At 43.4% G+C, this 18,577-nt stretch carries 19 protein-coding genes; 15 read left to right on the top strand and 4 right to left on the bottom strand.

Annotated elements, in window-relative coordinates; genetic code table 11:
* Both carB and argF read left to right on the top strand, forming a co-directional pair.
* A partial coding sequence (carB, locus tag HP456_RS08230; RefSeq protein ID WP_172249907.1) for a carbamoyl-phosphate synthase large subunit occupies nucleotides 1-2,051 on the top strand: 2,051 nt, incomplete at its 5' end.
* A gap of 2 nt (nucleotides 2,052-2,053) precedes the next feature.
* A complete protein-coding gene (gene argF, locus HP456_RS08225) occupies nucleotides 2,054-3,013 on the top strand; it encodes an ornithine carbamoyltransferase (RefSeq protein ID WP_172249905.1) in 960 nt (319 codons plus the stop codon).
* Nucleotides 3,014-3,174: 161 nt separating this feature from the next.
* On the opposite strand, the gene HP456_RS25325 is transcribed toward argF, so the two are convergent.
* Nucleotides 3,175-3,309: a hypothetical protein gene (locus HP456_RS25325; protein ID WP_281357988.1), complete on the bottom strand. Its 135-nt coding sequence runs from the start codon at nucleotides 3,307-3,309 to the stop codon at nucleotides 3,175-3,177.
* 261 nt (nucleotides 3,310-3,570) lie between these two features.
* Between HP456_RS25325 and HP456_RS08220 the strand changes: the two genes are divergently transcribed.
* From HP456_RS08220 to HP456_RS08210, 3 genes are all read left to right on the top strand, one after another.
* Nucleotides 3,571-4,266: a DUF4129 domain-containing protein gene (locus tag HP456_RS08220; RefSeq protein WP_172249903.1), complete on the top strand. Its 696-nt coding sequence runs from the start codon at nucleotides 3,571-3,573 to the stop codon at nucleotides 4,264-4,266.
* A gap of 182 nt (nucleotides 4,267-4,448) precedes the next feature.
* Nucleotides 4,449-5,528, top strand: coding sequence for a hypothetical protein (locus tag HP456_RS08215; protein WP_172249901.1), 1,080 nt, complete (start codon nucleotides 4,449-4,451; stop codon nucleotides 5,526-5,528).
* Between the two features lie 152 nt (nucleotides 5,529-5,680).
* Nucleotides 5,681-6,124, top strand: coding sequence for a YueI family protein (locus tag HP456_RS08210; RefSeq protein ID WP_172249899.1), 444 nt, complete (start codon nucleotides 5,681-5,683; stop codon nucleotides 6,122-6,124).
* Here HP456_RS08210 and HP456_RS08205 read toward each other — a convergent pair.
* Complete coding sequence (locus tag HP456_RS08205) at nucleotides 6,121-7,179, bottom strand: AbrB family protein (RefSeq protein WP_172249897.1); 1,059 nt, start codon at nucleotides 7,177-7,179, stop codon at nucleotides 6,121-6,123. The genes HP456_RS08210 and HP456_RS08205 overlap by 4 nt on opposite strands.
* Nucleotides 7,180-7,673: 494 nt before the next feature.
* Between HP456_RS08205 and gatC the strand changes: the two genes are divergently transcribed.
* The 4 genes from gatC to HP456_RS08185 all read left to right on the top strand — a co-directional run bounded on the left by gatC (nucleotide 7,674) and on the right by HP456_RS08185 (nucleotide 12,982).
* Nucleotides 7,674-7,964, top strand: coding sequence for an Asp-tRNA(Asn)/Glu-tRNA(Gln) amidotransferase subunit GatC (gatC, locus tag HP456_RS08200; protein WP_172249895.1), 291 nt, complete (start codon nucleotides 7,674-7,676; stop codon nucleotides 7,962-7,964).
* 12 nt (nucleotides 7,965-7,976) lie between these two features.
* Nucleotides 7,977-9,437: an Asp-tRNA(Asn)/Glu-tRNA(Gln) amidotransferase subunit GatA gene (gene gatA, locus HP456_RS08195; RefSeq protein ID WP_172249893.1), complete on the top strand. Its 1,461-nt coding sequence runs from the start codon at nucleotides 7,977-7,979 to the stop codon at nucleotides 9,435-9,437.
* A gap of 12 nt (nucleotides 9,438-9,449) precedes the next feature.
* Complete coding sequence (gene gatB, locus HP456_RS08190) at nucleotides 9,450-10,880, top strand: Asp-tRNA(Asn)/Glu-tRNA(Gln) amidotransferase subunit GatB (protein WP_172249891.1); 1,431 nt, start codon at nucleotides 9,450-9,452, stop codon at nucleotides 10,878-10,880.
* A 431-nt stretch (nucleotides 10,881-11,311) separates the two neighbouring features.
* Nucleotides 11,312-12,982: a M4 family metallopeptidase gene (locus HP456_RS08185; protein ID WP_172249889.1), complete on the top strand. Its 1,671-nt coding sequence runs from the start codon at nucleotides 11,312-11,314 to the stop codon at nucleotides 12,980-12,982.
* A 95-nt stretch (nucleotides 12,983-13,077) separates the two neighbouring features.
* Here HP456_RS08185 and HP456_RS08180 read toward each other — a convergent pair whose 3' ends face one another.
* Nucleotides 13,078-13,230, bottom strand: coding sequence for a hypothetical protein (locus HP456_RS08180; RefSeq protein WP_172249887.1), 153 nt, complete (start codon nucleotides 13,228-13,230; stop codon nucleotides 13,078-13,080).
* Between the two features lie 101 nt (nucleotides 13,231-13,331).
* Here HP456_RS08180 and HP456_RS08175 point away from each other — a divergent pair, with 101 nt between their 5' ends.
* The 5 genes from HP456_RS08175 (at nucleotide 13,332) to HP456_RS08155 (ending at nucleotide 16,575) form a co-directional block, all read left to right on the top strand.
* Complete coding sequence (locus tag HP456_RS08175) at nucleotides 13,332-13,760, top strand: DUF4257 domain-containing protein (RefSeq protein WP_172249885.1); 429 nt, start codon at nucleotides 13,332-13,334, stop codon at nucleotides 13,758-13,760.
* On the top strand, nucleotides 13,726-13,911 hold the full coding sequence (locus HP456_RS08170; protein WP_172249883.1) for a hypothetical protein: 186 nt from the start codon (nucleotides 13,726-13,728) through the stop codon (nucleotides 13,909-13,911). The genes HP456_RS08175 and HP456_RS08170 overlap by 35 nt, the downstream gene beginning before the upstream one ends.
* Nucleotides 13,912-14,324: 413 nt before the next feature.
* Complete coding sequence (locus tag HP456_RS08165) at nucleotides 14,325-14,891, top strand: thioredoxin family protein (protein WP_172249881.1); 567 nt, start codon at nucleotides 14,325-14,327, stop codon at nucleotides 14,889-14,891.
* A 278-nt stretch (nucleotides 14,892-15,169) separates the two neighbouring features.
* On the top strand, nucleotides 15,170-15,550 hold the full coding sequence (locus HP456_RS08160; RefSeq protein WP_172249879.1) for a helix-turn-helix domain-containing protein: 381 nt from the start codon (nucleotides 15,170-15,172) through the stop codon (nucleotides 15,548-15,550).
* 227 nt (nucleotides 15,551-15,777) lie between these two features.
* The gene (locus HP456_RS08155) at nucleotides 15,778-16,575 is read left to right on the top strand and encodes an arylamine N-acetyltransferase (protein ID WP_172249877.1); all 798 of its coding nucleotides are present in this window, start codon (nucleotides 15,778-15,780) and stop codon (nucleotides 16,573-16,575) included.
* A 156-nt stretch (nucleotides 16,576-16,731) separates the two neighbouring features.
* On the opposite strand, the gene HP456_RS08150 is transcribed toward HP456_RS08155, so the two are convergent.
* On the bottom strand, nucleotides 16,732-17,187 hold the full coding sequence (locus HP456_RS08150; RefSeq protein WP_172249875.1) for a DUF2269 family protein: 456 nt from the start codon (nucleotides 17,185-17,187) through the stop codon (nucleotides 16,732-16,734).
* A gap of 325 nt (nucleotides 17,188-17,512) precedes the next feature.
* Between HP456_RS08150 and HP456_RS08145 the strand changes: the two genes are divergently transcribed.
* Entirely contained in the window at nucleotides 17,513-18,427 is a 915-nt protein-coding gene (locus tag HP456_RS08145; protein ID WP_172249873.1) for a diacylglycerol kinase, read from the top strand.
* The last annotated feature ends 150 nt before the right edge of the window (nucleotides 18,428-18,577 follow it).

Raw genomic sequence — 18,577 nt, 5'->3', positions numbered from 1 at the left:
GCTTTGAGCCTGCCCTTGATTATGTCGTCGTTAAATTTCCGCGCTGGCCATTCGATAAGTTCCCGGAAGGAAACCGCCGTCTCGGGACAAAAATGAAGGCGACGGGAGAAGTGATGGCAATCGATCGTACATTGGAAGCGGCTTTTCAAAAAGCGATTCAATCACTGGATATTGCAGTGCAGGGACTTTCCCTTAAAGAAAAGATGTCCGCGATTACAGACGATATCTTGCTTGAGGCGATCGAAACGCCAACGGACATTCGCTTCTTTCAGCTTGTTGAGCTGATGAGAAGGGGACATAGTATGGAGAAGCTTCATGCCAAAACAAAAATCGATTTTCTGTTTTTGTCACTATTGAATAATCTTATGACAATAGAGAAAAAGCTGCGACAGGAACCCATAAAGGCAGAATTGCTGGAGCAAGCCAAGAAATACAGATTCGAAGACCGTGAAATTGCTGAATTATCAGGCTGTGAGGAAAGTGAAATCACTGCACTAAGAGCAGAACAGGGAATCAAGCCAAGCTTCAAAATGGTCGATACCTGCGCCGGTGAATTCGAAGCCATTACCAACTATGCTTACTCCACCTACCATGGTGAAAATGAAATCAAGCCATTGGAGGGTGCGAAGAAGGCGCTCATCATCGGGTCGGGACCAATCAGGATCGGCCAGGGAGTAGAGTTTGATTACAGTGCCGTTAAGGCAAATCAACGGTTGCAGAAACATGGGTACAAAACGATCATTGTCAATAATAACCCGGAAACGGTCAGCACAGACTATGAAACAGCCGACCGCTTATACTTTGAGCCGGTCACATTGGAAAGTGTTTTATCGATCATCCGCCATGAAGGAATCGATACGGTCCTCGTTCAATTCGGCGGGCAGACGGCCCTGAACCTCGCACCGGTTTTAGAAGAGAGTGGGGTTCACTTGCTTGGCATCACCTCTGAAAAGATTGACGCTGTCGAGGATCGGGACCGATTCTATCAACTGCTTGATGAACTATCAATTCCGCGTGTAAAAGGGGATATCTGCAATAGTAAAGCAGAGGCTCTAGAAGTAGCAAAGGATCTGCATTTCCCTATCCTGTGCCGTCCATCCTATGTCATCGGCGGTAAAGGAATGGTGAAAGTGAAGACGATGGATGAACTTCAAAAGTGGCTTCAAGGGGCAGACGAAGAGTATTTCCCGATTCTCGTGGATGAATTCAAAATTGGCCGGGAAGCTGAAATCGATTTAGTGGCAGATGGAGAAAGCGCCTATATACCTGGAATTATGGAACACATCGAACGTGCAGGGGTCCATTCAGGAGACAGCATGGCGATCTTTCCGGCTCAATCACTTTCTGAAAAAGTATGTAAAGAAATACAAGAATATGCAGGCAGGGTAGTATCTGCCTTGAAGTATAAAGGCATCATGAATATCCAGTTCCTCCTTCAGGGAGAACAGGTATTTATATTAGAAGTCAATCCGCGGGCAAGCCGTACCGTGCCGATCATCAGCAAAGTCATCGGCTACTCATTGATTGATATGGCAACAGATCTTTTATGTGATGAGAGTATGACGATCGACTCATTTGCGGCCCCGTCAAGTAAAGAGCTTGAGATTGTGGCGGTCAAATATCCGGTCTTTTCTTCTCACGCCCTCCCTGAGCTTGACCACATCCTCGGAGCGAATATGAAATCGACCGGGGAAGGAATGTGTATCGGGCAAACGGTGGAAGAAGCTTTATTTAAGGTATTTGAACCTCTGCATGAAGAGGTGAAGAGTGGAGGCACTATTTTCATAGATGGAGACATTGGCAGTCTTCAAGACTATCAAACTTCCGGAGAAACAGGCTTTAGTGAATGGGTGGATTCACCCGGAGCTGCAATCTATTTCAACAACAAGGATAACGAAGAAATGAAGAAGAAACGAATTCAAGCGTTAGAAGCGGGTATTGCCGTCATCACGGAAAAAGAGACCCTGCTTGCGTTTATCAAGAGTATGGAGGCAGCCGATGTCGCTCCTATTCCATTGGCAAAACCCAAAATGATGCAAGGAGTGAAGTGAACATGACGAAATCAAATGCAGTCCTGTCACCGTTCAAGAAAATATCCCTGAAAGGGAGAGATCTATTGACGTGGCTGGACTATACAACAGAAGAAGTCCATGAGCTCCTGTCACTGGCAGAGCATCTGAAGAAGAACCCGATTTCAAAGAAACTTGAAGGGAAAACACTTGGAATGATTTTTGAGAAATCATCCACGAGAACCCGTGTATCCTTTGAAGCTGGCATGCTGCAGATGGGGGGGCATGCCATCTACCTGAATTCCCGTGATATCCAGCTTGGAAGAGGCGAATCAATCGCCGATACAGCGAAGGTGCTTTCCGCTTATGTCGATGCCATCATGATCCGTACATTTGAACATGAAAAAGTTGCTCAGCTTGCTGAACATGCAAGTGTCCCTGTCATTAATGGTTTATGCGATACGTATCATCCATGTCAGGCACTGGCTGACGTTCTGACCATTTATGAAGTGAAAGGGAATCTCGCTGGATTGAAGGTTGTCTATATTGGTGACGGGAATAATGTCGCTCACTCCTTCGTGATTCTGTGTGCGAAGCTTGGAATGGATGTCGTCATTTCCTGTCCTAAGGGCTATGAGCCTGATCAGGAAGTAATCGATGCGACGGTTGAACTGGCTCAGCTCAGCGGCGGCAGCTTTACCCTTTCATATGATCCGGAGGAAGCTGCTGCAGGAGCTGACATCGTCTACACAGACGTTTGGGCCAGCATGGGTCAGGAAGAGGAGACATCTGAGCGCCTCCATGTATTTGAGCCCTATCAAGTAAACCAGGAATTGCTGGCTCACGCCTCTGACGATGTGAAATTCCTGCATTGCCTCCCTGCTCATCGCGGTGAAGAGGTGACCGCGGACGTCATAGACGGCGGAAAATCGGCGGTTTTCCAGCAGGCGGAGAACCGATTGCATGTGCAGAAGGCGATTTTGTTGTCGGTGCTTGGCGAATGAGTGTTAGTAATAAGTCCGGATAATAGTCACATCAGCAAATAAGCGATGTGGATAGACAAATGGGTGCATAATTTTTTGTTGATCGGCAGGAATGTCGGTGGAAGAATATTTGAGTATCGATCGAATAAGTGGAATTTCGAGCTGGTAATTGGAATTTAATGTTAATCGGCAAGATTAAACGTGATTTCGGCAAGAATAACACCAATTCCGGCAAGAAAAATTCTATTATCGGCAAGATTAATGCCAGAATCGGCAAGATTATCATTCAATTCGGCAAGATTAACGAACGTAAACATCACGATAGAATCAAAAATGGAAGCATAAACTGTTCAGGACCGCGCTCATCGCCGGTTTTGTTAAAAAAACCAATCATAACGGTTGAAAAAGACACTTTCAGATTAAGAAAGTGTCTTTTTCATATTGAATCCACGCAACGACAATCCGATATAAGAAAATCAGGGAGAGAATCTCCCGAATTCCCATACTAATTCCGTATTTCACTGCTATAATTAATACATGTAATAAATTTCCTTTTGTAATAGGAGCTGAAAGATACCATGCATAAAAAGATCCTCTTCGGTCTCGTGTTTCTTATATTAATTTCAGCAGTCGGAATGGCCATAGGAAGAACGTCTATGCTGGCAGCGGATAAGATAAAATCCTTCTACAAAGAGGACGATGGAGAAAAACTTGGCGATCTGACAGATGTGAAAGTAATTGATTATATACCAAGGTGGAGAGAGATGGATGAAGATGAAGAGGCCCCGGATGATGGAAGGAGACAAGAAGTCATCGTGTTGAAATGGGGGAAAGAAATCTTCAGGGATCACATGGGCCTAGTGGAATTTTTGAAAAAGTCCGCAAAGACCCCGTTCCCTTATATCCTGCTTTTACTGTCATTCCTATTGTTCATGTTTTATAAAAACAGAAAGAAAAAGAATACCAGACAAATAGATAGTTTTTTACTGAGTAGAGAGGGAAGGGCCGGGGAATCTGCAAACTCATACTCTGATGAAGAGCAAACGTTGTCATTGGAAGAGCTTCATCAGATCAGGGAAGTGGTAAGGAAATGGGAAAGCGGGCTGCCCTTTTACCAAAAGAAAAGACCACATGAGACGATTCATGAATGGTTCAGAAGAATTGAGGGACCGCATGAAATCATTTCAATTTATGAAAAGGTACGGTATGGAGGAAAGTCGTCTTCAGAAGAAGAATTGCTTTTACTGAAAAGGGTCTTATTCAAGCGTATTTAAAAAGCAGCAATTTTTATGCTGTATTGCGAATGATTGATTTTTGAGAGGGGGGAGTGAAAATGATGGAACTCTTTTTGTTCATGCTTTCAATTGTTGTTGTCATCATACTATACCGTAAATCAGACGAAGAATAGCCATACTTATTCTTGAAGCTTTTGGGGTATACCATCCTTGGAGCTTTCATGCTGGAAATAAACAGGGTGAAGATGCCCCTGGGATTCGTTGTGTTCCTTTTGTTCTTTCGCGACATACCAACCAATTCCTGGGCTAAAAAGCGAGCGGCATACCTGGGGCTTATTATCTTTCTGTTATCAGTGATCATACCGTTCGTTGAGGGGGAATGGTATGAACGGCCGAGATCCGTGACGCTGCAGGAGACCAACTTTTACGAAGGAAGCCTGTTGGAAGAATGGAAGAAGATCAAGAAGGAACTGGAAGTGGAGAATGAGTATGGCGTTAAGTTGACGAATTTTAGAGTGGTCATCGATAAACAAGGGGAGTATGAAGTATTAGATATATCGATGGTCGATGAATCCCATCCTTATAACGTTTTTTATAAGATAACGCTTTCCAGGGACGGGGAAGCGGTGAGGATAAACAGAAGCAGATACGAGGCGGAGCAATGGGGAACATCTCCTTATACAGAAGCTGATTTTGTCCTGACACAATTTGACCTTTTAACAAAATCAATGCTGATAGATGACGGTATGAACTACTACCAGCTGGAATCGGATGGCCAGCGGATGGGCTATGCAGTGAGGGACCGGAAGAACTTCCGCATCGACACCGCAGGGAAAAAAGAGCTCCAGGACAGTGTTCTTCCGGTTGATGGCATCGTAGTCGATGTGTGTGGTACGGAAGGAACCATCGATGAACATGGAACGCTCTTTGAATGTGATACGTATGAGCATTATCTTTTCGATGTAATGGAAAGGGAAGTGGAATTGAATTCAGGGACCGTTTTGGAAGTTGCGAGGAAAATCTCCCCGCAAATCGACCAGTGGCTCACGGAACATATCGGAGAGAATATCGGAAGTGAAAAAGATGGAGAGTTCATCCTCAAAAAAGACGGTGTAGAGAAGTCAGTATCGGAACAAGAATATATGAAAGCATTGAAAGAAACCCCAGTGGTCGAAATCCATGAAGAAGGTCAAGACAGGTGGAAGGTGAAGGTTGAGAATCCTTATGGGGAGGCACCTCATATCATGGAATTTGAAATGACGGGAATAGATCAAGAGGTGACGAAGCTCCACTTCCGATAGGGTCCCAGGCACCTCCATTATATAGGTGTTATCGATTGCCTGAAAGTGTTTGCATAAGAGAGAATGGGGGAGAATGAGAAAAGCGAAACAAATGAGCTGCCATTTTCATATAGTGTAAGGAAAATTACCAATATTCTCGGAGGTGCCGGAAGTTGAGCAAGCCAACGATTGATGATTATTTGGAAAATGGGATGTACGGTCAGAAACAAACAAAGCCTGACGAGCGCCGAAAGTTTCTGGGAAGCTTACGGGAACGGATCGTCATTGCCCTGACGCAAAACCAGGTGAGAGAGAAACAGGTATATCAGCAAGTGGAAGAGAGCCTTAAGGAGCACAAGGGTGCGAAACTTCTATTGAATGGTAATATGAACTATCATTATCTGACGAAATATATAAAACTTGCTAATCAGTATGGGGTATCCTTTTCCATGGTGACGAATAAGGAATCTCAAACCGAAATCGGTCTGCTGCTCGCATATGATCACGCGATCAATAAGGAAGAAATCTATGTGAATAAGCAGTCAGACAAACCGGTCAATAAAGCTAAGCCCAAAAAGAAAAGCCTGTTTTCTAAAATCAAAAACAAGCTTCTTTAATGCTGCTTTACTTGAAAAAGGGACGATTTGAACAGCCACCTGAGGACGAACGGGATGATAAATAAGATAAAGAGAATCCTGAACAAGTGGTAGCCGGTAATAATCGAGAGGTCGGCGTTCACCGACTGGCCGACAATCGCCATTTCAGCCATGCCGCCCGGGGCGAGGCTGATGAATGCCGTCAAGAAAGAAATGTTATGCCATTTGCTTAAAATAAAGCTTAATCCGATACAGCTTATCAGTAAGCACAGAGATGTGACGACGGATAACGGTACGAATCTGGATAATCCATTTGCTGATGAAAAATCGAGCATGAAGCTGAAGTAAATTCCAAGGCATAATTGGGCAAGGATGATTAACAAACCAGGCATGGACGGCACGGTCAAACCAGCAATCACCATTCCCCCTACCACCAGAATCGGTCCGAGCATGGAGGCGGTGGGGAGGTGTATTTTTTTGGCAGCAAAGGCGGATGCAAACGCTATTGCTAAATATATAAGGAAACTCCACTGAAACGACGAAGAGTCTCCTGTCCCTGTTATGGAGGCACCCGTTTCGTTACCTGCGAGCAGGGGGCTGAACACTAAAAAAGGGACGACAAAAATGACGGACAACAGGCGGACAACCTGCAGGATGGTCACCACGGTGAGGTCGACATTCTTCATTTCCTCCCCAAGGACCACCATCTGGGAAAGCCCTCCCGGAATACTGCCGGTAATAGTCGATTGGAGATTGATTCCTGTTAACTTAGATGTCAAATAAGCAAGTAACGTGGAGATGACGATCACTGCCACGGTCATGGTGAGCATGGAAGGAAGCTGGGTTGCGATTTCAACTAGCGTCCTCATACTGAAAGACTGTCCGATGGCATAACCGACAATCACCAAGCCGAGATCCCTTAGAAGAGGCGGCCATTGCAATTCGAGGCGAGCCCACTTTCGAAAGCCGAAGACAGACACCATTGAACCGAGCATCCACGATAAAGGGACGTGCAAAAGGGTGAAGAGTCCTCCTCCTGCAAGCCCGAGTAATAACGTTGTAAGGATCGCACGCATTTGGAAATTCCTTTCTTTTACTATCTACTTTAAAGGTATAGAAATTTGTGGATGGTGGCAAATTCTTTGTTCCGGATTTGGAGAAGGGTGTAAGATGGGATTTGTTAGTGTCAGCAAATATTAAATTTTTTAGCATAAATCGATAAAAGTCAGTATAAATTGATATTTTTCAGCAATCATTCAAAAAAGTCAGCATACCTGCATATTGTCCTGCATAAAAGAATCTCTTCCAATCCTAAACGGTGACCGGTCACAAGAAAAGAACCCGTCCCTGACCAGCCAAATAAAGCTCATTCAACCCCTGAAATCAGTCCAATTACACTAGATTTTCTCCCAAAACCCAACGCATCGTCAATCCGGCTTTTACAATCGGACTTGCCGATGAACGATCTCACAATCCCCTTCATCCAGTCCTCGCCTATTGCTTTAACACCGCGAATTTTGGTATTATCAATAGTATTGTTAGTGTTCGAAACTTAATGGAGGTGAAGAGGATGTCTAGAATTTCTGAAGATCAGGTGAAGCATGTTGCCCACCTTGCACGACTAGCCATCACGGAGGACGAAGCGAAGAAATTTACAAATCAATTGGATGCGATTATCGGGTTTGCCGAGCAGCTGAATGAATTGGATACAGAGAATGTGGAAGCGACGAGCCATGTTCTCGATATGAAGAATGTAATGCGTGAAGATAAGCCGGCAGAAGGGCTTCCGCGTGAAGAAGTATTAAAGAATGCACCAGACAAACAGGATGGACAAGTACGCGTTCCATCGATTTTGGACTAAGGAGGTCAACTCATGTCATTATTTGATCATAAATTATCAGAGCTTCATGAGCTTTTACATAAGAAAGAAGTTTCTGTTTCAGATTTAGTGGACGAATCATACAAACGTATTGATTCTGTTGAAGATAAAGTTAAAGCATTTCTGACATTGGATGAAGAAAATGCACGTGCGAAAGCGAAAGAAATGGATGCGAAGCTTGGAACGGATGAATCAAAAGGGCTTCTATTCGGAATGCCGATCGGGATCAAGGACAACATCGTCACAAAAGGTCTTCGTACGACTTGTGCAAGTAAAATCCTTGAGAATTTCAATCCGATCTATGACGCAACGGTCATCAATAAATTACATAGTGCTGATACAATCACAATCGGAAAACTGAATATGGATGAGTTTGCTATGGGTTCTTCCACTGAGAACTCCGGATATCAAAAAACAAGCAACCCTTGGAATCTTGAAACAGTTCCGGGCGGATCTTCAGGAGGTTCTGCAGCAGCTGTTGCAGCAGGAGAAGTTCCATTCTCACTAGGGTCGGATACAGGCGGATCGATTCGTCAGCCGGCTGCCTTCACAGGTACAGTAGGGTTGAAACCAACATATGGCCGCGTATCACGTTTCGGTCTTGTCGCATTTGCGTCTTCTCTTGACCAAATTGGACCGATTACGCGCAACGTAGAAGACAATGCATATTTATTACAGGCAATCGCAGGATTGGACCCGAACGATTCCACTTCGGCAAATGTTGAAGTACCTAACTATGCAGAAGCGTTAACTGGTGATATCAAAGGCCTGAAAATCGCTGTGCCGAAAGAATACTTGGGTGAAGGGGTAGGAGAAGAAGCCCGCCAATCGGTTCTTGCTTCACTGAAAGTGCTTGAAAGCCTTGGAGCGACTTGGGAAGAAGTTTCTCTTCCACACTCCAAATATGGCGTAGCGACATACTACCTGCTGGCTTCGTCTGAAGCATCAGCAAACCTTGCCCGCTTTGACGGAGTCCGTTACGGGTACCGCTCACCGAATGCAGATAACTTGCTTGATCTTTACAAGAAGACGCGTGCTGAAGGCTTCGGGGATGAAGTGAAGCGCCGTATCATGCTTGGTACGTTTGCACTCAGCTCCGGCTACTATGATGCTTACTATAAAAAAGCACAGCAGGCACGTACATTGATCAAGAAAGACTTTGAAGATGTATTTCAGAAATATGATGTCATCATTGGTCCGACTACGCCGACTCCTGCTTTTAAAATAGGTGAAAAAATTGATGATCCGCTTACGATGTACGCAAATGATATCCTGACGATCCCGGTTAACCTTGCGGGTGTACCAGGAATATCAGTTCCTAATGGATTCTCTTCAAACGGACTGCCTCTTGGATTGCAGATCATCGGGAAGCATTTTGACGAAAGCACAATTTATCGCGTAGCTCATGCGTATGAGCAAGCTACAGATTTCCATACAAAAAGACCACAACTGTAAGGGGTGAAATCAATGAACTTTGAACCAGTAATCGGACTTGAAGTCCACGTAGAATTAAAGACTGACAGTAAGATGTTCTCGCCGGCACCAAATCATTTCGGTGCAGAACCGAATACAAATACAAACGTAATCGACCTTGGATACCCGGGGGTCCTTCCGGTGGTAAACAAGCGTGCCATTGAGTTCGGCATGAAAGCTGCGATGGCATTGAACTGTGAAATCGCGCAGGATACGAAGTTTGACCGTAAAAACTATTTCTATCCGGATAACCCAAAAGCGTACCAAATTTCTCAATTTGACAAACCAATCGGTGAAAACGGCTGGATTGAAATCGAGGTAAACGGAGAAAAGAAACGCATCGGCATTACCCGGCTTCATCTTGAGGAGGATGCAGGTAAACTGACGCACTCTGGTGATGGATATTCACTTGTCGACTATAATCGTCAAGGTACTCCTTTGATTGAAATCGTATCTGAGCCGGACATCCGTACACCGGAAGAAGCGTATGCATACCTTGAAAAACTGAAATCAATCATTCAATACACAGGCGTGTCAGACTGTAAAATGGAAGAGGGTTCACTTCGTTGTGACGCGAACATCTCCCTGCGTCCAATCGGACAGGAGCAGTTCGGTACGAAAGCCGAGCTTAAGAACCTGAACTCCTTCAACTTTGTTAAAAAAGGATTGGAGTATGAAATCGTCCGTCAGGAAAAGGTTCTTCTTTCCGGAGGACTGATCCAACAGGAAACTCTCCGTTTCGATGAATCAACTGGTAAAACGATCCTGATGCGTGTAAAAGAAGGATCTGATGATTACCGTTACTTCCCGGAGCCGGATCTTTTGAACTTGCACATCGACCAAGAGTGGATGGACCGCGTACGTTCAGAAATCCCTGAGCTGCCGGATGCACGTAAAAAACGTTACATCGAGGATCTTGGACTTCCTGCATACGATGCGATGGTCCTGACGTTAACGAAAGAAATGTCCGATTTCTTCGAAGAAACGGTCAGTGAAGGAGCAGACGCGAAGCTCGCATCAAACTGGCTGATGGGTGAAGTATCTGCATACCTGAATGCTCAGCAAAAGGAGCTTCACGATATCAAATTGACACCTGCAGGTCTTGCGGGGATGATTGAACTGATCGAAAAAGGAACGATTTCTTCCAAGATTGCGAAGAAAGTATTCAAAGAGCTTGTTGAAAACGGCGGAAATCCTGAGCAGATCGTAAAAGATAAAGGTCTGGTTCAAATTTCTGACGAAGGCGCACTTCTGAAAATCGTCACAGAAACCCTGGATGCAAATCCACAATCGATCGAAGATTTCAAAAATGGTAAAGACCGTGCGATCGGATTCCTGGTCGGCCAGATCATGAAAGCAACAAAAGGTCAGGCCAACCCGCCGCTCGTCAACAAACTATTACAACAGGAAATCCAAAAACGCTAATTCGAAAAACAAATTTGCAGGCCAGTCCCCCGCTGATATAAACCAGCTGGGGACTGGTCTTTTTTAATTGCTATGAAGGTATAGAGTTAAGAGATTTGAAAAGCTAAGAGGCGCATATAACATTAATCAAACCGATCACGAAGGCAATGGATGCCTTCGTGCTTACTGATTCATCTATGCTTGTCGGGGCCGGCGTTTAAGTTATTATTCAGGTATTTAATGGAAATAGTGAAAAATTTAATGTATTCGACCGCTTTTTAGTTCAAGTTTTCCTGGAATTGCTGCTTTTCATGCTTTATATGTAGTCATTGAGACATGAGGTTGAATAAGAGCCCGAATAGGGCGAACGGCTCATTCGAATACAATCAGGCGTGTACTATAGTATGGCTACGGTTTGAAAAGTAAGAAAATTCTAAAAAGAGGTGTTGTACTTGAAGAAAAAAGTCGTTGCATTAAGTTTAACTGCAGGTTTGATGGTGAGTCCTGTATTTTCTCCAGAGGCATTGGGTGCTCCTAATGTAAGTCAGAAAGTAAATTTCAATGAGAAGATCGGGACACCTCAATTTATTTCAGGAAAGCTGACAAAACCTTCAGTGAATGCCCCTGAAAAAATCGTAATGGACTATTTCGCACAAAAACAAGATGTATTTAAGTTCAAGGGAGATGCATTGCAGTCTTTCAAAATAGTAGAAAAGAAGAAAGATGAACTTGGATATACATATCTGCGCGTTCAGCAAATGTATAAAGGAACACCTGTGTATGGTGCCGTAATGACTGCTCATGTAAACAAGGATGGAGTATTAACGGCGATATCCGGTTCACCGGTTCCGAATCTTACAGAGAAGAAATCTCTTAAAGCTTCGAAAAACGTATCGAAACAAGATGCAGCAGCAGCAGGGGAAAAGGATTTAATAGCCGAGATTGGCAGCGAACCAACGTATGAATACGCTCCTAAATCTAAATCAGTCGTCTATGTACAAGATGGTAATGCCCATCAAGCTTATCTAGTAAACTACAATTTCCTGGATCCGAAGCCTGGTAACTGGGATTATTTCATCGATGCCGGGAGCGGGGAGATATTGGATAAAGTAAATCAAATCCATGAAGCCAGTGCAAATGGAAAAGGCGGAAAACCTGGCGGACCTGGGGCGACGGGCTCTGACACGGTCGGTTCAGGAACAGGGGTGCTCGGTGATACGAAATCGTTGAATACGTATCTATCGTCCTCTACTTATTATTTGCAGGATAATACGAGAGGAGACGGGGTCTTTACGTATGATGCGAGTAATCGTCAGCGCCTGCCTGGATCTCTATGGGCAGATACGGACAACCAGTACAACGCAAGCTACGATAGAGCTGCGGTAGATGCTCATTATTATGCGGGTGAAACCTACGATTATTATCTGGATGTACATGACCGTAACAGCTATGATGGTAACGGTGCTGCACTAAAGTCGACGGTTCACTACGGAAGAAGCTATAACAACGCGTTCTGGAATGGACAGCAAATGGTTTACGGAGATGGGGATGGTTCGACATTTGCACCATTATCAGGCGGACTTGACGTTGTGGCGCATGAGTTGACCCATGCCGTGACTGATACAACTGCCGATCTGATCTACCAAAACGAGTCCGGCGCAATCAATGAATCGATGTCGGATGTATTTGGAACTCTCCTTGAATACCACACCGGGAATAATCCAGATTGGGAGATCGGGGAAGACATTTATACACCTGGACAAGCAGGTGATGCACTGCGTTCGATGTCAGATCCAGCGAAATACGAAGATCCGGATCATTATTCAGTAAGATACACAGGAACAGGAGATAATGGCGGTGTTCATATTAACAGCGGAATCGGAAACAAAGCTGCTTATCTATTGAGTCAGGGTGGCACACACTATGGTGTGAATGTTTCTGGTATTGGACCGGATAAAGTAGGTGACATCTACTACCGTGCATTAACTCAATATCTGACTCCAACTTCAACTTTCAGCCAGCTTCGTTCAGCGGCTGTTCAGTCAGCCACTGATCTTTATGGTGCAGGCAGCGCTGAGGTGGCAAGTGTGAATGCTGCATTTGATGCAGTGGGCGTCAATTAATGAATTTATGAACTACAGGGAAGGGCTTTTTCAGGCTCTTCCTTTTTCTATGGGGGTATCAATCTATTTGAAGTCATTAATTAAATGTGTAACCGCTAAGCTTGTTTTCTTCCTTTTTCCAAAATCTTTTTTGCTAATCGATAATACGTATCGGCTTCTGCTTTAGATTCAGCTCTTTTCAGCTGCATCATATAGTTTTGAAATCGAAGTTTGTCGACAGACGAGACTTTCATCACAATTTTTCTCATTTTGGCTCTCCTTTGGTGGACAAATATGTGTCCAATTATCTATTCTGAATATTCTGTAAATAATGTATAATAATAGTAAATGATTCCAGAGGGTGGATAGAATGTCCTTAATTGAAGTGATCTTGTTGCCAATGTTGATGGGCGGTATCGGGGGCTTAGGACATATTCTGATTTTCAAAAATGGTCATTTCACCTTTCCAAGAAAGTTCGTCGATGACCAAGGTGAGAAGCACTACCTTTTTGGCTCAACAAAGGATATTATCATAGGCGTTCTAGCAGGTTATCTCTCTGTACTTCCAGTCATTGAAACGATCCCGATGTGGTATGCGATCTACATTAGTTTATTATCAGGAATCGGGGGAAGTTCCGTCATTACCAGAAAAATTGAACAAAACCTGGCTACCACGAAAGCATCTTATATCCAAGAGCTATCACAATATCAGCTCGAATTGACCTCTAAGGGAGGATCTTCAAATCACAATGAGGTGAAACCTGTTGGCAAAGTGGAAGAAAAAAAGAATCAAGGTTGAACTGCCGCCTGAAGATTACGAGAAAGCAAGCCACTATATGAAAAGGCTAAAGGAGGCAGATAGTGTAATCGAGCTGAACTACTACTATAAAAAAGTGGCACAGATAATAGAGAATTCCACACATTTTAAAGATGGTTCAATTGAAAAATAATCCTATAACCATATACATTAACCAATATGGAGAGGATTAAACTGACTTTTGAGTCAGCTTTTTTTGTGAGAGTGTGTTTTCCGTCATTCTGTATGAGAAGCTTACCTGCATAGGGACAGTTATTTAAGAACACTCTATTCCCCACTGGATTCAACTTAAGAATAGCTATTTAGCTATTCCTTTTTTGTTAATTGGATTAAACGAAGAATGCGAGTAATGGGATCTTACCTGTCCGCGGGCGAACTGACAGGTGATCTGCTTTCTTATATTATATTCCTATAGGCATAATCACACAAATGAATTTTATGAGGAAAGTAAAAAGGATATTACTTGTGGAATGAAGTGAACATGAATAAGATATAGAGAGAAAATGAGTTATAATTTAACAGACACGCACTTGAGGAGGAGTAAGCATGACGCTGCAAGACTGGTTCGATAAAGGAATGACACCAAGTGAATATTTAGAATATATGAAGTCTCATAAAGAAAATACACTGTCCATCTTAAATAAATTTACGGTGCCGCGGGCAGATAAAGAAGTTCTGGCTTCGCTTGCCGATGAATCTTTACGTGTGATCGTTCTTACAGAAGATTGGTGCGGGGATGCGATGCTGAACATTCCGATTCTGTTGAAAGTAGCGGAAGAGGCAGACATTGATGTGAAAATGGTTCTCCGAGATGACAATCTGGAGCTGATGGATCAATATCTCACAAATGGGACTTCAAGGGCGATTCCGATCTTTATCTTCATTGACGAAAATGGAGAAGAGAAGACGGTATGGGGTCCAAGGGCGCCAATGGTGAAGAAGATCGTTGATGATGAGAGAGCGAAATTGCCGCCGAAGGATCATGAGCAGTTTCCGGAAAAACAAAAAGAAATGATTGAACGCTTAACATCTCAATATACCAAAGACAAGAACATCTGGGTTGAAGTGTATGAAAGCCTTAAAACCACCCTGGTACAAAAAGTATTGATGTAATTGTGTCATAAAAGCTGTGGAGATTTTATTCTCCCGGCTTTTTTTATGAAGGGATATAAACAAAGCCTGAATAAGCGAGCAAATTCAATCCAGTTTCTTGGTGAAAGATTGGGGTACTTTGAAGCTATAGTGGAAGGCAGCGAGTTTAGTTCCGGAAACAAAGAAAAAGGCCATTATAAATGGGGTGGTAAAAAATACCCTCCAGGTTGGAACTTTTTCCCGGTTCACGAATGACGTAATTCACGGTACTATGGTATAGGATGAGGAGTTGAAGCATCATGATACACCAAAAAACAAATTCGATTGTCATTGAATCACTGGATAAATTTCCCCATAAAATTCACATTAAATTGGGAGAGATCCTTCGTGAAAGAGGATTGACACAAGGTGATTTGCATCGCTTAACAGGTTTACGGGTAGCAACGATTAATGAATTAGTGAACTTCAAGAAGAAATCATTAACGGTTGCTCACCTTGTTTCTATAATGATCGCTCTTCGTATCACAGATATTCGTGATCTTATTGAAATCGATTTCGATGAAGAGGTACAAGCCTACTTCAAAGAAGAAAACGAGCGAATGAAAAACGGATTTACTCCAGACTTGAACAAAACAGCAGAAACGAATGTAAAACGCATCGCAGCTGGAGTCAAAAAATAAATCACCGACTTATTCCCGGGCCATCACTCTGATCGGCCTTTTTTTCTTGCCATTTAACAGAGTGAAGATGACATGAAAACGTAACGTGTTTTGGAAGGGATTTGGTTTATGATAGGAGAAAGGAGAGAAAGCCGGTATGCTTTTGTATTCTTGGAATATATCGGTTGAATCTCAATTCTTGTGGGATTATCATAATATACATAGCTTGGAGTAGAAAGAGTGATGGGATGAACGCTGTAGAAAGATACGTAAACTACTTGAATATGGAGATCGAGCAGCCGACCATAAATTATTTACAACGCTTGATTCAACAGCATCTTATTCGGATTCCATATGAAACCTTCAGTAAATTTTATTATTTTTCAAAAGGGGGTTCCTATGTCCCTTCGCTTGCAGATTTCACAGATCATCTGTATACAAAAGGCTGGGGAGGTACTTGCTTTACCCTGAATATTAACTTCGGAAGACTTCTGAAGGAACTGGGCTTTGATTGCCGGTATGTAAGAGTCAATCCAGGGCATCTTGGTCTGATGATCAGCATCAGCGGCAAAAAATTATACGTCGACGTAGGATACGGATCTCCCATTATGAAACCGGTTGAACTTGAAGCAAGACATAAACATCTTCTTCACGGTTTTGGCGAAGAGATCATCTTCACTCACAGGGACCAGTATGAGTTTGAAGTGGACCGCCGTTCAAACGGTAAATCCTTCGTGAAGAAAGTGATCGAATGGGTTCCGCTTGAGGAAAAAGACCTGATAAAGGATATAGAAGCATCCTATCTCGATACGGATGATAATATCACAATGAGACGCATTACAGCTGTGCGTTTTCAGGGTAATCAATGCTACTTCCTCCGTAACCATACACTTAAGGTCATGACATACCGCAATATCCGGGAGTATCAGATGAAGGATCTGGATAAATGGAGAGAGATGATCCAGGAGGTCTATCACTTCGATGGAAGTTCCCTTCAGGACTCCATACAATTTCTTGAGCATCGTAATATAAAATTGTTTTCATAAGCCACCTTGGATGGGTTCATTCCCGGGTGGTTTTTTTGATATGGATTTAGGCTTGGCGGCCGCCGCCGGATATACATCCGGAAAGCGTGCACCGCCAGTACAGAAGGCTGGCCCCTGCAGCCTGATGGAAAGTTCACTCCTTAAGAACTACTCTAATCATGGTTTAAGAATCATAAAAATAAAGAGAAGTAGTCCCAGCGAGGATGCAAGATAAAATAGTCGATAAATGCTTACAAGTGCAGACTGAATCTCTTCGGGGGGAGAGCCGGTTAGCTCATGGTTCTCCGGCAGGTCAAGCCATTCAATCACCTTCTTCGCTGAAGGTGTGATAAATCCGATCACGATGATTTGTATGAGAATATAGAGAATGAGCGATCCAAGAAGCCATATTTGAGTGAATGCCCCGTATTCCCCCAGGAGGAACAGGGCAATCCCAGTCAAGACTGAAATACTTCCGCCTATTTTTGGGAAGAATTCTAATAACTTCATGTACTTCATCGCAATGCGCAATTCATCCACATTCTTATTCGGCCTGGTCAAAAGGTGTGCGAAAAACGTCGGGCCGATCCCGACGATGGCGGAAAGCACGTGAATCAGTATCAATACGTTCATAAATGACCCCCCACATAATATATTTAAGTCACTTATTATTACGTGTAAGGGAGAGTATTTATGAAAAGAAGGAACGGTTTCCATAAATGTCTTAAAACCTTCTAGAAATCCCTGTAATTTTATTAGATTTTTTTCCTGAAAAGAGTTATGATATTGAGCGGTAGATGCTTATTGGTGAAACCAAGGCAGCTATATACATTTATAAAAAGCACTACGTAATGCTATATTGAAAGTACAGGCTGATTTTAATATGATGTTAAAAGATGGAATTACAACATAATCTCCGAGATCAGGGAATTTAAACTAAAGATTAGGATGATGGGGTATGAAACGCGCTAGAATCATTTACAATCCTACTTCAGGCCGGGAGCTCTTCAAAAAGCATCTTGCCGAAGTATTAATCAAACTTGAACAAGCAGGATTCGAAACGTCCGTTCACGCCACAATCTGCGAGGGCGACGCGACAAAAGCTGCGAGGATCGCTGTGGAGCGTAAATACGATATCGTCGTCGCTGCAGGCGGTGACGGCACGCTGAATGAAGTAGTGAACGGTTTAGCGGAACAGGACTACCGTCCGCAACTTGGAATCGTACCGATGGGAACGACCAATGACTTCGCCCGTGCACTTCACATACCGAGAGATATCGGACAGGCTATCGACGTCATCACAAAGGGTGAATCCATACCGGTTGATATCGGCCGAATGAATGACCGCTATTTCATCAATATAGCGGGCGGGGGCCGAATCACAGAATTAACATACGAGGTTCCGAGTAAACTCAAGACCATGATGGGCCAGCTTGCTTATTATTTGAAAGGCATTGAAATGCTGCCTTCCATCAAACCGACAGATGTATCGATCGAGTATGATGGAAAACTATTTGAAGGGGAAGCGATGCTGTTCTTGATCGGCCTTACCAATTCAGTGGGAGGTTTTGAGAAATTAGCTCCGGATGCGTCAATAAATGACGGTTTATTCTCTCTCTTGATTCTCAAGAAAACAAATCTTGCTGAGTTCATTCGTATCGCTACACTTGCTGTTCGCGGAGAGCATGTAAAGGACCCGAACGTCATTTACACCCAGGCGAACCGAATCAAGATCAAAGCCAAAGAAAAAGTACAGCTGAACGTGGACGGCGAGCTGGGAGGCATCCTCCCTGCCGAATTTGAAAACCTATACCGCCACCTTGAGGTATTTGTCCCGTTGGATAAGATCCGACCCGAGGATAAGGCACTTTAATGTAAAAAGGAATGCCATGAACTTAAAATGTACCCTATAGAGTAGACACTTAAAAAAAGTCTACCTATAGGGTATTTTTTTGTATAATGACAAATAGACAACTAGTAGAAATCGGGGAAACATCATGAGTAAAAAAACATTCACAGAGAA

Origin of the sequence: Bacillus haikouensis, from assembly GCF_013179555.1 — a bacterium.
Lineage (GTDB): Bacteria > Bacillota > Bacilli > Bacillales > Bacillaceae_B > Rossellomorea > Rossellomorea haikouensis_A.
Note: the sequence above shows the minus strand (reverse complement) of the source record. Positions and strands in the feature narration are given on the sequence as shown.